Consider the following 13,729-nt stretch of genomic DNA (forward strand, 5'->3'; position numbering starts at 1 on the left):
TACCGGGATTCCATAGACCCAGGTTGTGGCTGCGGGTTTCTATATAGGATTTACCGAGTACGGACATACAAAATAGTTGTGTGAGTACCGATGATCTAATCGTTAAGGGCAATGACCGTTGTCCGAATTTTGATAATGATTAAGGAGGGAAGTAACGTGCCACGTAAAGGACATACTCAAAAAAGAGACGTTTTAGCAGATCCGTTATACGGAAATAAAGTGGTTACCAAACTTGTCAATAACATTATGTTAGATGGTAAGAAGGGTGTAGCTCAGAAGATCGTATACGGTGCGTTCGCTAAAATGGAGGAAAAGGCCGGCAAACCGGCAATCGAAGTTTTTGAAGAAGCAATGAACAACATCATGCCGGTTCTGGAAGTAAAAGCCAGACGTATCGGTGGTGCTACCTATCAGGTGCCGATCGAGGTTAGACCGGAAAGACGTCAGGCATTAGCTCTTCGTTGGTTAACTCTGTATTCTCGTAAAAGAGGAGAGAAGACAATGGAGGACAGACTGGCTAATGAGTTATTAGATGCTATGAATAACACAGGTGCATCTGTTAAGAAGAAAGAAGACATGCATAAGATGGCTGAGGCAAATAAAGCATTTGCTCACTATCGATTCTAGAGGAGGAAAATCCATTGGCTGGAAGAGAATATCCGTTAGATAGAACCAGAAACATTGGTATTATGGCTCACATCGATGCCGGTAAGACCACTCTTACAGAGCGTATCTTATACTATACTGGTGTTAATTATAAAATTGGTGATACTCACGAAGGAACTGCTACCATGGACTGGATGGAGCAGGAACAGGAGAGAGGTATCACAATTACTTCCGCCGCTACCACCTGTCACTGGACTTTACAGGAAAACTGTAAAAGCAAACCAGGCGCACTGGAACATCGTATCAATATCATCGATACCCCAGGTCACGTTGACTTTACCGTAGAGGTAGAGCGTTCCTTACGTGTACTTGACGGTGCTGTTGGTGTATTCTGTGCAAAAGGCGGCGTTGAGCCTCAGTCTGAAAATGTATGGCGTCAGGCAGATACCTACAATGTACCACGTATGGCATTCATCAATAAGATGGATATCCTGGGTGCAGATTTCTATGGTGCCGTAGAACAGATTAAGACTCGTTTAGGTAAAAATGCAATTTGTCTTCAGCTCCCAATCGGTAAAGAGGATGAATTCAAAGGAATCATCGACCTGTTTGAAATGAAAGCCTACATCTACAATGATGAAAAAGGCGAGGACATTTCCATCACAGATATCCCGGAGGATATGGCTGATGACGCAGAACTGTATCACACAGAGTTAGTTGAGAAGATCTGCGAGTTAGATGATGACTTAATGATGGAATATCTGGAAGGTGAAGAACCTTCTGTTGAAGCTCTGAAAGCAGCCCTGAGAAAAGGAACCTGCGAATGTGCAGCCATTCCTGTATGCTGTGGTACTGCTTACAGAAACAAAGGTGTTCAGAAATTACTGGATGCCATTCTGGAATATATGCCTGCTCCTACAGATATCCCGGCTATCAAAGGTCAGGATATGGACGGAAACGAAGTTGAGAAGCATTCTTCTGACGACGAACCGTTCGCAGCACTGGCATTCAAGATCATGACTGACCCGTTCGTTGGTAAGCTGGCATTCTTCAGAGTTTACTCCGGTACCATGAACTCCGGTTCTTATGTGCTGAATGCAACAAAAGGCAAAAAAGAGCGTGTTGGACGTATCCTGCAGATGCATGCTAACAAGAGACAGGAACTGGATAAGGTTTACGCCGGCGATATCGCTGCTGCCATCGGATTCAAATTCACCACAACAGGTGATACAATCTGTGATGACCAGCATCCGGTAATCCTGGAATCCATGGAGTTCCCGGAACCTGTTATCGAGCTGGCTATTGAGCCTAAGACAAAAGCAGGACAGGGCAAACTGGGTGAGGCTCTGGCAAAACTTGCCGAAGAAGACCCGACCTTCCGTGCGCATACAGATAAAGAAACAGGTCAGACAATCATCGCCGGTATGGGTGAGCTGCATCTGGAGATCATCGTTGACCGTCTGCTTCGTGAATTCAAGGTAGAAGCTAACGTTGGTGCTCCTCAGGTTGCTTACAAAGAGACCTTTACCAAGAACGCTGATGTTGACAGCAAGTACGCAAAACAGTCCGGTGGTCGTGGACAGTACGGTCACTGTAAAGTTAAATTCGAGCCTATGGATGCCAACGGTGAAGAACTGTTCAAGTTTGAATCCACAGTTGTTGGTGGTGCTATTCCTAAGGAATACATCCCGGCTGTCGGCGAAGGTATCGAGGAAGCTATGAAGGCTGGTATCCTGGGAGGATTCCCGGTTGTTGGTATCCACGCAAACGTATATGATGGTTCTTACCATGAGGTCGACTCCTCCGAGATGGCATTCCACATTGCAGGTTCTCTTGCATTCAAGGAAGCTATGGCGAAGGCAGCACCGGTTCTCCTGGAGCCTATCATGCGTGTAGAGGTTACTACTCCGGAAGACTACATGGGTGATGTTATCGGTGATATCAACTCCCGTCGTGGACGTATCGAGGGTATGGATGATATCGGCGGAGGCAAGATGATCCGCGGATTCGTTCCTCTGGCTGAGATGTTCGGTTACGCAACAGACCTGCGTTCCAGAACACAGGGCCGTGGTAACTACTCCATGTTCTTCGAGAAATACGAGCCGGTTCCGAAATCCGTACAGGAAAAAGTACTTTCAGTAAAAACAGGAAAATAATAATTAAAAACTTGCAAATATCCTTGATTTGCAATATAATCAAGGATAGCAGGTTGAATATATTGATATTCCAACCGCCTCGTTATGAGGCAACAAAAAAATAATAAAATTGCCCAGACGGGGCGCATGTGAATAAGGAGGAAATTCAAAATGGCAAAAGCTAAATTTGAAAGAAGCAAACCGCATTGTAACATTGGTACCATCGGACACGTTGACCATGGTAAAACAACTCTGACAGCTGCTATCACAAAAACTCTTTCTGAGAGAGTTGCAGGTAACGCAGCAGTAGATTTCGCTAATATCGATAAAGCTCCGGAGGAGAGAGAACGTGGTATCACAATCTCTACTGCTCACGTTGAATATGAAACAGAAAACAGACATTACGCACACGTTGACTGCCCAGGCCATGCTGACTACGTTAAAAACATGATCACTGGTGCTGCTCAGATGGATGGCGCTATCCTGGTTGTTGCTGCAACTGATGGTGTTATGGCTCAGACAAAAGAGCATATCCTTCTGTCCCGTCAGGTAGGCGTTCCTTACATCGTTGTATTCATGAACAAATGTGATATGGTTGACGATGAAGAGCTGCTTGAGCTGGTTGACATGGAGATCCGTGAGCTGTTAAGCGAGTATGACTTCCCGGGCGATGACACACCGATCATCCAGGGTTCTGCTCTGAAAGCTCTGGAAGATCCCAGCAGCGAGTGGGGCGACAAGATCATGGAACTGATGGCTGCAGTTGACAGCTGGATTCCGGATCCTCAGCGTGACACAGACAAACCGTTCATCATGCCTGTAGAGGACGTATTCTCTATCACAGGTCGTGGTACAGTTGCTACCGGTAGAGTAGAGGCTGGTGTTCTTCACGTATCTGAAGAAGTTGAGATCGTTGGTCTGAAAGAAGAGACACGTAAAGTAGTTGTAACAGGTATCGAGATGTTCCGTAAACTGTTAGACGAGGCTCAGGCTGGTGATAACATCGGTGCACTGCTTCGTGGTGTTCAGAGAAACGAGATCGAAAGAGGACAGGTTCTGGCTAAACCAGGTTCCATCACCTGCCATACAAAATTCACAGCTCAGGTTTACGTTCTGACAAAAGACGAGGGTGGCCGTCATACACCGTTCTTCAACAACTATCGTCCGCAGTTCTACTTCAGAACAACAGACGTTACAGGTGTCTGCAACTTACCGGAAGGCACAGAGATGTGCATGCCTGGTGATAACGTAGAGATGACAATCGAGCTGATCCACCCGATCGCTATGAGCCAGGGTCTTACTTTCGCTATCCGTGAAGGTGGACGTACTGTTGGTTCAGGCCGTGTTGCTACAATCATCGAGTAATTAAATCTAAATATAGATTCGTACCGTATGGTACATTGTGTCCAAGCATAAGATGCCCCGGAACCGTAAGGTTTCCGGGGTTTTTCTGTTGTGTAAAAGAATAAAAGATACGGCAGTCAGTGTTTGCAGCAGAGCAGTGTGTGGGCGACAGAACGTAAGGCGTGGTTCTGTTTTGGTTCTATTTTTGATAGCTGATGTGGATTCAGCATGTTTTAATGGCAAATTGTTATTGTTGGACAAGCGGCATTAGTAAGATGATCATATATTCTTGTATACAAAGGAAATTGGATGGGATATAATAAAAATGAAAGGAGGATGTGATATGCCAGATGATGTAAGGAATGTAGTATATAAGTTTTCTTTGCAGTTGAGAAAGCTGTTGGGCAGCAGCTTATCGAAGGTGATTCTTTATGGTTCCTATGCTCGGGGGGATAATCATGATTTTTCCGATGTGGATTTAATGATATTGGTTAAAATGAGTGATTCGGAAATTAAGCGGATTGAAAATGATGTGTATGATATAGCCTTTGAAATAGAAATCGAGACGGGCATAGATATTTCTCCGATAATAAAGAATGAAGCACAGTATGAATATTGGGTGGACACTTTGCCTTTCTACAGAAATGTAAGAGATGAAGGGGTAGTGATAAATGGATAGCAAAGCGGAAGATTTATGCATATACAGGTATCGGACCGCGTTGGAGACTTTAGAAACAGCAAAATTGTGTATGGAAAACCGACATTATAAGGATGCTATTAATCGGGGCTATTATGCTGCATTTTATGCAATAAAGGCAGTATTAGCTTTGGGGGAGGTTGATTTTAAAAGACACAAAGATGCGGTTGCATATTTTAATCAGTATTTTGTGGCTACAGATATTTTTCCTAGAGAGATTGGGAGAAAGCTGGGGCGCCTAAAACGGAAAAGAGAAGCCAGCGATTATGATGATTTCTACATTGCTTCATTAGATGAGACTGCGGAGCAATTACATTCTGCTGAGGACATTGTGGTTAGTGTAAGGATTTATCTGGAGCAGAACAGAGGTATAGTGATATAAGCCGTGGTTCTAATATGGTTCTAAAAAAATTGCGGTGGCACATTATAATTCGTAAAAATAGCGGTAATAGCAGCGATTAGGATAAAAACTGTCCTTAAAGGTCCGCGTTTTGGGTCAGATTAAAATGTGAAGGTGGACGTACTGTTGGTTCAGGCCGTGTTGCTGCAATCATCGAGTAATATAATCTAAATATAGATTCGTATCTATGGTACATTGTGTCCAAGCATAAGATGCCCCGGAACCGTAAGGTTTCCGGGGTTTTTCTGTTGTGTAAAAATATAATATAAGGTTGTAACAAAATAGGAGAATTTGGTACTAACGAGTAGAAGGAGGGGAGGGTAAACGTGCAGTCGATAGAAGAAATATACGAGATGTATTCAAAAAAAGTATTTTTGTTTTTATTGAGTAAGACAAATAATGAACATCTTGCAGAAGAGCTTACGCAGGAGACTTTTTTTCAAGCTGTTCAATGTATTGACCGGTTTAAGGGGAATAGCTCCATATTGACATGGTTGTGTGGAATCGCTAAAAATGTTTGGCTGAAATATGTAAGAAAACATCAGGAGGTTTTATCCATAGAGGATGATATCCTGGAAATAGAAGATAAAAAAGATATAAATGTTCAATGGGAACAAAAAGAGATTTTACAGTTGATACATGATTTGAATGAGCCGGTGCGTGAAGTCATGTATCTGAGGTTGATCAGTAATTTATCTTTTGCTGAAATCGGTGAGATTATCGGCAAAACAGAAAACTGGACAAGGGTCACTTTCTTTAGGGGAAAACAAAAAATTGTAAAGGAGATTTTGAAAGATGAATAAAGAGCTTCCATGTTATATTATTTCGGATCTATTACCGCTGTATCAGGATGATATATTATCGGAACAAACGAAAAAGGATATTGATAGACATTTAAGCCAATGCAAAGATTGTAAAAAAAAGATGGATGATATGAAAATGCAGATAGATGTTCTAACTTCTGATGTTGAATTAAAAAATAATCCTTTAAAAAAAGTTAGATTTTATCAAAAAGCGCTGACGGCTTTGGGGGCAATTATAGCTTTTATTTTGGGTGCATGTTTTCCAATTGCTGTATTAGGGCTTACGGTTCTCGAACGGGGAGAGATAGCCAATTATCAAATTCAAAGAGTAAAAAGTCTTTGGTATGTATTGGCGTCATGGAGTTGTGTTGCGGGGATTATAGTATGTGCAGTTTATTTTTTGCTCATACTGCTTATCAGAAAGATAATCAGAAAGAATACCGCAAAAAAAATGTTTTAAAAGAATTTACTGACATTTTATCACATAGAGTACCATATGGTATATTGTATCCGAGCATAATATGCCCGTAGAACTTAGGTTCTGCGGGCTTTTTGTTGTGTAAAAATATCCTTCCCCCTGTTCCGTACCTATTCAGAGTACAGTGCATAAACATGCGCCGGGTAAAGTGGTCAAATAAAAACAGAACCTCAAAATAAATTATATATAATAAATATAAAGGAAATGAAAACACAGGCAATGAGGCCGGGAGGTTGCAATATGAGAAGAAAAATAGAATCCGCAGTAAGAAATCCAGCATTTAGCAGAATAATGCTGTCCCTGTTAGGCGCAGAAACGGTAACGTTTTTTTTTGTGAAAGCAAGAGGAGGAAGCCTGGAGCATTATCTGGCGTTGTTTCTGCCTATGCTGGCAGTGACAGCTCTTGCCCTTATATTTTCATTTTATCATAAAACAAGTTTCAAATTTCCTGTTTTCTGCATTTTACTGCTGTATATGGGAATTGCCATGCAGTGTATCATCCAGAATGAATCTTCATCTTATGCGGTAAAAGAACAGATTATATTTCTTGCATCAGTGGCGGCAGCAGGAATTATGATATTTACCCATTACAAATGGCTCAGTATCTGGAAACCTGAAAAAATACTTGTGTCTGCTGTGCTTGCCACAGTGATGATTTATCTTGTACTGCTGATTTTGGGAACAGATGCCCAGGGAACGCGGGCATGGATTACATTTGGAGCGTTTTCCATCCAGCCAACAGAATTTATAAAAATACTGTTTGTGTATGTGAATACAATGATTTTCTGTTGTATGGAGTGGAAAGACTGGATGAAACTGCTGGTCTCCGGAGGATATCTGGGCATCAATTTATTATTTTCCGTAGGTATCAGCGAGATGGGATCTTTTCTGCTCATGCTTCTGGTTTATGGTGTTTTTTGCATTTTGTTTTTAAAATCGTGGCGTTTTTTATTGGGTCTTTTGGTTTCTTTTGCAGGTGTGGGAATTACAGGAGCAGGTATTGGTGCAGGGATTCTCTGGTATGCCAATGGCAGGGCAGATATCTCTGCGTTTTTACAAAAGTGCTGTAGCATGGTCATAAAAGTCCAGTCCAGAATTACTATATGGCTGCATCCGGAGAATGATCCTCTGGGGACCGGATACCAGGGAATGAAAGCCAGAGAAGCCATGGCTCTGGGCGGTTGGTTTGGCAGTGATTATCCGGTTAAGATACCTGTGGAGGATTCTGATTACATTTTTACATCCATATTGCTGCATATGGGACTGGCAGTTGGAATTCTTATGGTTTTGTTGTTTTTGGCATTGTTGGTGGAAGGTATTAAACTTTATCTGGGGGCAGAATCAGGGAAAAATACCGGTATTGTGGTTGGATGTGTCTATTATTTGTTTGCAGAATCTATGCTCATGATTCTGGGCTCCACAGGTTTCTTCCTGATGACAGGAGTTCCGATTGCATTTGTCAGTAATGGGGGAACAGCACTTATGGCAGCATTTATGATGGCAGCGCTGATTTTGTACCTGGGGTGTGGCAGTACAGACCACAGAAGGTTTGGAAAAAAAGCAAATGGAAAAGAGGAGAGGGAAAGATATGGAGAAGAAAAAGTTATTAGAGAGAACTAAAGTATTGCTGGCAGTTATCCTGGCCTTGGTGGTGGTATTCTGCTATTTTCTTATGGGAAGAACCTCTGCAGTTAAAGGGCTCAACACCGGCACAGATGAACTAAAGAAGAGTACATTAAAAAATATGTATCGTCAGGAGACCATAGAAGGTGCGATTTGGGATAGCAGCAAAACTATTCTTTCCGAGGGAACAGAGCCGGGGAAAAGCGGTACTTTGTTTTATCCGGAATCTTACTCCTGGCTTCTTGGGTATAATGATCCGGTTTATGGCAAATATGGGCTGCGGGGAAGATATGAGAGCTATCTTTATATGCAGGGGGAAAATAAAAAGGGAGCAGATATAACACTTACCTTAAACCATCAGATTCAGGAAAAGGCATACAGCCTCATTGAAGGGATGGAAGGTTCTATGATAGTTCTGGATATCCGTACCGGCAGAATACTTGCTTTAGCTTCCTCAAAAACAGTAGAATTTAATGCGAATCAGATTGCTGACCACATGGAGGAGTGGAATCAGACGGAGGGGTTTTTCCTCCCAAATGGGTTTAAGGATGCAGCAGAACCGGGGAGTACGTTTAAAATGGTTACCGCTGCTGCCCTTTTAGAGCAAGGGCTTGAAAAAGATATCATAGAAGATAAGGGAAATACGGTCCTTGGAGGTCATGTGGTGAAAAACAGTGGAAATGCGGCTTTTGGTACCATTGCATTGCAGGAAGCTTTAGGTAATTCCTCAAATGTATATTTCGGCACTATGGCTCTCAGGATTGGGGGAAGCACTTTGGAGAGGAAAGCGTCTCAGTATCTGATCGGGCAGGATATAGAACTGGATTTTACTACGCTGGAATCACATCTGGATATGGGAGATTACAGTGAGGCCCTGATCGCAGATACCGGTTACGGTCAGGGAAAAACTCTGGTGACGCCTCTTCATCTGGCAATGATAGCCCAGAGTATTGGAAACGGAGGTGTCATGCTGCGCCCCTACCTGGTTGACGAGATTACTCTGGACGGAAAGACACTGTATAAGGGAAAGGAAGAAGAACTGGCGATTCCCCTTCGTAAAGAAAACGCTGAAACATTAAAAAATCTTATGCAGGTAACAGCAGGTCAGTATTACGGAATGACAGAATACGGAATTTGTGCAAAGAGCGGGACGGCAGAAGTGGCCGGTGATAAAAACAAGTGCTATCTGGTCACATTCAATGAGGATTATGTAGTGGCTGCCTGTAAACTGGAGGAGAGCGGATACGGAATCCAATTAAAAGGGGCAGTCATGAATATGTATGATAAATTGTATAGCAGATAATAGAAATATATGGAACAGGCGTGAAAAATATAGTATGATTAAAAAAAGTTTTAGATGTACCATAGAACATTGCACGTTGAGACAGTGTGAGGGGGAAAAAGTGTTGGATGAAGCTATACTGGGAAGATTGCCATTGGGAACCGTTGTGAATGAAAAATATGAGATTCAGAAAGTGATCGGTTCCGGTGGTTTTGGGACTACATATCTGGCGCAGGATTTGGTTCTGAAGATGCCGGTAGCAGTCAAAGAATATAAAAAGCAGAGTTATGTTTCGGAAAAAGAGAAACAGAGATTTTTGGAGGAAGCCAGAACCATGGCCAGACTTGCCGGTAATCCGGGTATTGTAAATGTAAGAGATTATTTTGAAGCCAATCAGACAGTCTATATTGTCATGGAGTATCTGGATGGTATTACCTTAGAAAAATATATAGAAAAGTACGGAAGTCTGCCCGTTTTTCTGGCTCTTGATTACATGAAACCGGTAATGCGGGTTTTGGAGAAGATTCACAAAAAAGGGTTGATACACAGGGATATCAGTCCGGACAATATTATGGTGCTGGAAGGAAATGAGATAAAACTGCTGGACTTTGGGGCGGCCAGGGATGTGGAAAATGCAGAGGGGACGCTCAGTATCATTTATAAACCGGGTTATGCTCCGGAAGAGCAGTGCAGAGGTGGTCACGATCAGGGACCATGGACCGATGTATATGCAATGTGTGCCACAATCTATAAATGCATAACCGGGGTTACCCCCCAATACAGCCTGCAGCGCTTGCACGAGGACCGGATTTCCAGGCCTTCTGACCTTGGCGTGGAGATTGCTCCCGCACTGGAAGAGGTGCTGATGAAAGGAATGGCAGTCCGCAGGGAGGACCGTATACAGTCCATGGAGGAACTGCTTGACAAAATACAAACTGCTTTGGGGGAACAGGAAAGAACTGCCGGGGAAAGAGGAGCGGAGAAATTTTCAGAAAATCTGGCTACAGTAGGAGGAGAGGGATGGGAGAATGAGAAAGAAAAGAGTGCAGAAGCAGAGGTCATAGAAGCAAAAAACGAAGAGAGCTCAGAAGCGGATACTAAAGTATACGAAGTAAAAAGAAAGGAAAAAAGAGAGAAAACAGGAATATTTAGAAATAAGAAATTTCTTTTAATGGGAACAGCAGGGCTTATACTATTTATAATACTGATCAGTATTATCACTGCGTGGAGAGCCAATCCTTATAAGTATACAGATATGTCATCTCTCATACGGGATATGACAGTAACACCGGAGATACTGAAACAAGTGGGAAAAGACAAGAAAAGGACATCTCTGTATCTTGAATCCTGCAGGCTGGATGATCAGGCAATCCAAGGGATGGCTGCTATGGAGAATCTGGAGCAGATCAGGATCAGAGACTGTATCGGATTTACTTCGCTGAAACCCCTGGAGAAGCTGGAGAATCTGAAATATCTGGAGATAATCGGAGACCGGGAAAATTTTCAGAGTCTTAACGGGCAGATATTTGCGGACGGCAGTTATCCTCAGATTGAAAAATTGAGGATAAATTATGCTGATTTATCGGAGGTTGGTGCTTCTCTTGCGGGATTTACCGGCCTGGATACATTGGTTTTGTCCGATACAAAGGGGATTCGTACCCTGGAATTTTTGAAAGGGATGGGAAATCTTCGCACTCTGGAGCTGGACAATACATTTATACAGGGGTGTGACTGGTCCTTCATAGGATATTGTACGAATCTTACCAGGTTTAGCGGAGAAAACTCAGGCATAGATGATCTGTCAGCATTGGAGGCATGTGGAAAATTAAACGAATTAAATGTAAGCCATACAGAAGAGACAGGCCAGGCCGGAATTACAGACATTACCCCTTTGACGTTCTGTCAGGACCTCAGCTCAGTGCGGCTGAGAGGCAATCAGGTCTCGGATATGTCACCATTGAACGGATGCAGGGAATTGCGGCTGCTGGATTTAGGGGAAAACCAGATTCAGGATGTTTCCGTCCTTTCGGAAATGACAAGACTTGTGAACCTGGAACTTGACAGGAACCGGATTACGGATATCAGCCCGATCAGAAGCTGCAGTAAGTTAGAATATTTGAATCTGGAAAAAAACCGGATTGCGGATATCTCCGCCTTAGATAATTCCTTTACTGAGCTTATGACCCTGAGAATTTCGGATAATCAGATTACGACTTTGGAACCTTTGGCAGAATGTCAGAAGCTGTCCGAAATAAGGGCAGATAACAATCAGCTTTCGTCCCTTGCAGGACTTGAGAAGAAATGGAATCTGAAGATACTGTCTGTCCGGGGAAATCAGATAGAAGATATCACAGCGGTGAAGGACAGCAAGGAACTGTCTTATATGGATTTGGGAGGAAATCGGATACAGGATATTACGGTTTTGAGCGCACTTGGAACAGACGTGGAGGGGCTTCTGCTGGATCAGAACCGGATAACGGATATTTCCGGACTTCCCGCAGGCATCGAGTATAAAGTGCTTGCCCTTCAGGGCAATCCAATAGCTGACTATACTCCCCTCATTAGTCTTCAAAAGGTGAATAGCAGTCAGGACAGAGTAATTATCAGTTATACGGAGGATCTGGATTACTCAGCGATCATGGAATCCTCTTATACAAAGGGGCTTTGGTTTGTGGGAGTGCCTGTGGAGCAGCAGGCAAATTACTCCAAAGCATTTGAAGAGAAACACAAAGAGGCTTCTTATATGCAGCTTCCCTTTTGGAGCGAAGAGGAAATGAAGGAAAAGATGGAGGAAATCAGGGAGTTAAATAAAAAAAATTAAGGAACAATCACGGAAAAGAGGCTGCCGGGGGGCGCCTCTTTTTTTAGGTGGTTATTTATAAATAAAGTCCTGTAATCAAAAGAGATATAATGAGGATAGTTAAAAAATAATCCACACAGGAGGTAAGGAGCATGTCAAGTTTATTAGGTCAGATAACCGTTATTTTAATATTGGGAGTGATTATTTTTGTGATCACCCGGGTATGCGGTGGGCTGGGAAAAATTCCGCCGGAGATGGGAGAGCTCGGGGAGGAGTTTCAGGAAGTAAAAGACAGAATGATGGAGACACACATTATGGGGTTCTGGAAAATAGAAGTGTTGGATTCGAAGGGAAATGTGGTAAAGCGAAAGGAAATCGGTGATGTGGGAACGAAAGGGTTCTATATAGGAAGGGGGAGGATGTGTGACCTGAGAATCAGGAGTTCCTATGTGTCAGAAAAGCATGCGGTTATTGCCAGTGATGAAAAAGGTTTTTTTCTAAAAGACTGCGGTTCCAGGAATGGTGTATATTATAAGAATAAGAAAGTATATCAGATAGATTTGGAAGACAGGATGACACTTTATCTTGGAAATGTAGCCTGCAAGATATCCAGGGTAAATATCATGGATGATTTTTCCCGAAACGATGAAGGCCACACACGAGTATGGAGAAGTGGTACGCAGGTAAAAGGCGGTAAGTCTGAAATAAAAAGAGATTGAATCAGAAGAATCCATAGAAACAGTCAGTGATAAGAAAGGACAGGCGGAATTATGAAGATGAAAAAACAATGCGGAGTATTGGCGGCTGTAAGAACAGATATAGGAAAAGTAAGAACAGAAAACCAGGACAGGATTCTTTGTTCCCGGGCGGCAGAATTTTTTGCGGTGGCGGATGGAATGGGAGGCGTTTTGTATGGGACGCTTACAGCAGAATTAGCAGTTAAGACAATGCTTGTGGTGGCAAAAGAGGTACGGAAAAACTATATAGAACACCAGGATGTGAACCGGGCAGCAGAAGAACTCAGACAGGGATTGGAGGAGGTCAGCAATAAAATTTATGAAAAGGGGAATTGCCATGGAGCTATCCAGTACGGTGCCACTTTTACAGGTGTCATGCTTCTGGGTGGGAAGGCCATCTGGATTCACATGGGTGACAGCAGGGGATATAAAATTGTCCGCTATGATACGAAAATGCGTCAGGTTACAGTAGACCATAATTTTGCACAGGCTGCCCGGGAGCATGGAGATATGTCTGAAACAGAGATAAAAAGAGAGCATTTCTCTTCCATGCTTACACGATATGTGGGGATGCAGAGTCCGGCCACAGCAGACGTAACTGTTACGGATACCAAACCGGGAGAGACCATTCTACTCTGCAGTGACGGCCTTCATGGGCTTGTGAAGGACTCCCGGATGCTTAAAATAATCAGAAACAGAAAGAAGCCGGAAAAAATATGTACAGGTTTGATTCAGGCAGCAAATTCTGCCGGAGGAAGAGATAATATATCCGTGATCTGCCTGAAAGTAATGATATGAGTAAATTTGTATATGGTACAATAATA

Annotated in this window: 12 protein-coding genes; all 12 read left to right on the top strand. The window is 42.9% G+C overall.

Features of this window, described 5'->3' with window-relative positions:
• Positions 1–156: 156 nt before the first annotated feature.
• The 12 genes from rpsG (at position 157) to MUB35_RS21320 (ending at position 13,703) form a co-directional block, all read left to right on the top strand.
• On the top strand, positions 157–627 hold the full coding sequence (gene rpsG, locus MUB35_RS21265) for a 30S ribosomal protein S7 (RefSeq protein ID WP_206539809.1): 471 nt from the start codon (positions 157–159) through the stop codon (positions 625–627).
• 14 nt (positions 628–641) lie between these two features.
• The gene (fusA, locus tag MUB35_RS21270; protein ID WP_033139947.1) at positions 642–2,762 is read left to right on the top strand and encodes an elongation factor G; all 2,121 of its coding nucleotides are present in this window, start codon (positions 642–644) and stop codon (positions 2,760–2,762) included.
• Between the two features lie 150 nt (positions 2,763–2,912).
• Positions 2,913–4,106, top strand: a complete 1,194-nt coding sequence (gene tuf, locus MUB35_RS21275) for an elongation factor Tu (protein ID WP_033139946.1) — start codon at positions 2,913–2,915, stop codon at positions 4,104–4,106.
• Between the two features lie 322 nt (positions 4,107–4,428).
• Positions 4,429–4,764 (top strand): nucleotidyltransferase domain-containing protein, encoded by a 336-nt coding sequence (locus MUB35_RS21280; RefSeq protein ID WP_033139945.1) that lies wholly within the window; start codon positions 4,429–4,431, stop codon positions 4,762–4,764.
• A complete protein-coding gene (locus MUB35_RS21285; RefSeq protein ID WP_033139944.1) occupies positions 4,757–5,164 on the top strand; it encodes a HEPN domain-containing protein in 408 nt (135 codons plus the stop codon). The genes MUB35_RS21280 and MUB35_RS21285 overlap by 8 nt, the downstream gene beginning before the upstream one ends.
• Positions 5,165–5,535: 371 nt before the next feature.
• A complete protein-coding gene (locus MUB35_RS21290; RefSeq protein ID WP_390425922.1) occupies positions 5,536–5,985 on the top strand; it encodes an RNA polymerase sigma factor in 450 nt (149 codons plus the stop codon).
• Positions 5,978–6,445, top strand: coding sequence for a zf-HC2 domain-containing protein (locus MUB35_RS21295; RefSeq protein ID WP_244806795.1), 468 nt, complete (start codon positions 5,978–5,980; stop codon positions 6,443–6,445). The genes MUB35_RS21290 and MUB35_RS21295 overlap by 8 nt, the downstream gene beginning before the upstream one ends.
• A 258-nt stretch (positions 6,446–6,703) precedes the next feature.
• Entirely contained in the window at positions 6,704–8,083 is a 1,380-nt protein-coding gene (locus tag MUB35_RS21300) for an FtsW/RodA/SpoVE family cell cycle protein (RefSeq protein ID WP_244806796.1), read from the top strand.
• Positions 8,052–9,389 (top strand): penicillin-binding transpeptidase domain-containing protein, encoded by a 1,338-nt coding sequence (locus tag MUB35_RS21305; protein WP_244806797.1) that lies wholly within the window; start codon positions 8,052–8,054, stop codon positions 9,387–9,389. The genes MUB35_RS21300 and MUB35_RS21305 overlap by 32 nt, the downstream gene beginning before the upstream one ends.
• Positions 9,390–9,492: 103 nt before the next feature.
• Positions 9,493–12,189, top strand: coding sequence for a protein kinase domain-containing protein (locus tag MUB35_RS21310; protein ID WP_244806798.1), 2,697 nt, complete (start codon positions 9,493–9,495; stop codon positions 12,187–12,189).
• Between the two features lie 131 nt (positions 12,190–12,320).
• Complete coding sequence (locus MUB35_RS21315) at positions 12,321–12,887, top strand: FHA domain-containing protein (protein WP_244806799.1); 567 nt, start codon at positions 12,321–12,323, stop codon at positions 12,885–12,887.
• A gap of 51 nt (positions 12,888–12,938) precedes the next feature.
• Positions 12,939–13,703, top strand: coding sequence for a PP2C family protein-serine/threonine phosphatase (locus MUB35_RS21320; RefSeq protein WP_033139938.1), 765 nt, complete (start codon positions 12,939–12,941; stop codon positions 13,701–13,703).
• Positions 13,704–13,729: the final 26 nt, after the last annotated feature.

It is taken from the genome of Blautia sp. NSJ-175, from assembly GCF_022867815.1.
Taxonomy (GTDB): domain Bacteria; phylum Bacillota; class Clostridia; order Lachnospirales; family Lachnospiraceae; genus Blautia; species Blautia celeris.

Bases quoted from the DNA above. Each gene is read 5' to 3' on its own strand.
- tuf (WP_033139946.1), top strand. From the start codon at position 2,913: ATGGCAAAAGCTAAATTTGAAAGAAGCAAACCGCATTGTAACATTGGT.
- MUB35_RS21305 (WP_244806797.1), top strand. From the start codon at position 8,052: ATGGAGAAGAAAAAGTTATTAGAGAGAACTAAAGTATTGCTGGCAGTT.
- MUB35_RS21315 (WP_244806799.1), top strand. From the start codon at position 12,321: ATGTCAAGTTTATTAGGTCAGATAACCGTTATTTTAATATTGGGAGTG.
- MUB35_RS21320 (WP_033139938.1), top strand. From the start codon at position 12,939: ATGAAGATGAAAAAACAATGCGGAGTATTGGCGGCTGTAAGAACAGAT.
- MUB35_RS21300 (WP_244806796.1), top strand. From the start codon at position 6,704: ATGAGAAGAAAAATAGAATCCGCAGTAAGAAATCCAGCATTTAGCAGA.
- MUB35_RS21295 (WP_244806795.1), top strand. From the start codon at position 5,978: ATGAATAAAGAGCTTCCATGTTATATTATTTCGGATCTATTACCGCTG.
- MUB35_RS21280 (WP_033139945.1), top strand. From the start codon at position 4,429: ATGCCAGATGATGTAAGGAATGTAGTATATAAGTTTTCTTTGCAGTTG.
- MUB35_RS21285 (WP_033139944.1), top strand. From the start codon at position 4,757: ATGGATAGCAAAGCGGAAGATTTATGCATATACAGGTATCGGACCGCG.
- MUB35_RS21290 (WP_390425922.1), top strand. From the start codon at position 5,536: ATGTATTCAAAAAAAGTATTTTTGTTTTTATTGAGTAAGACAAATAAT.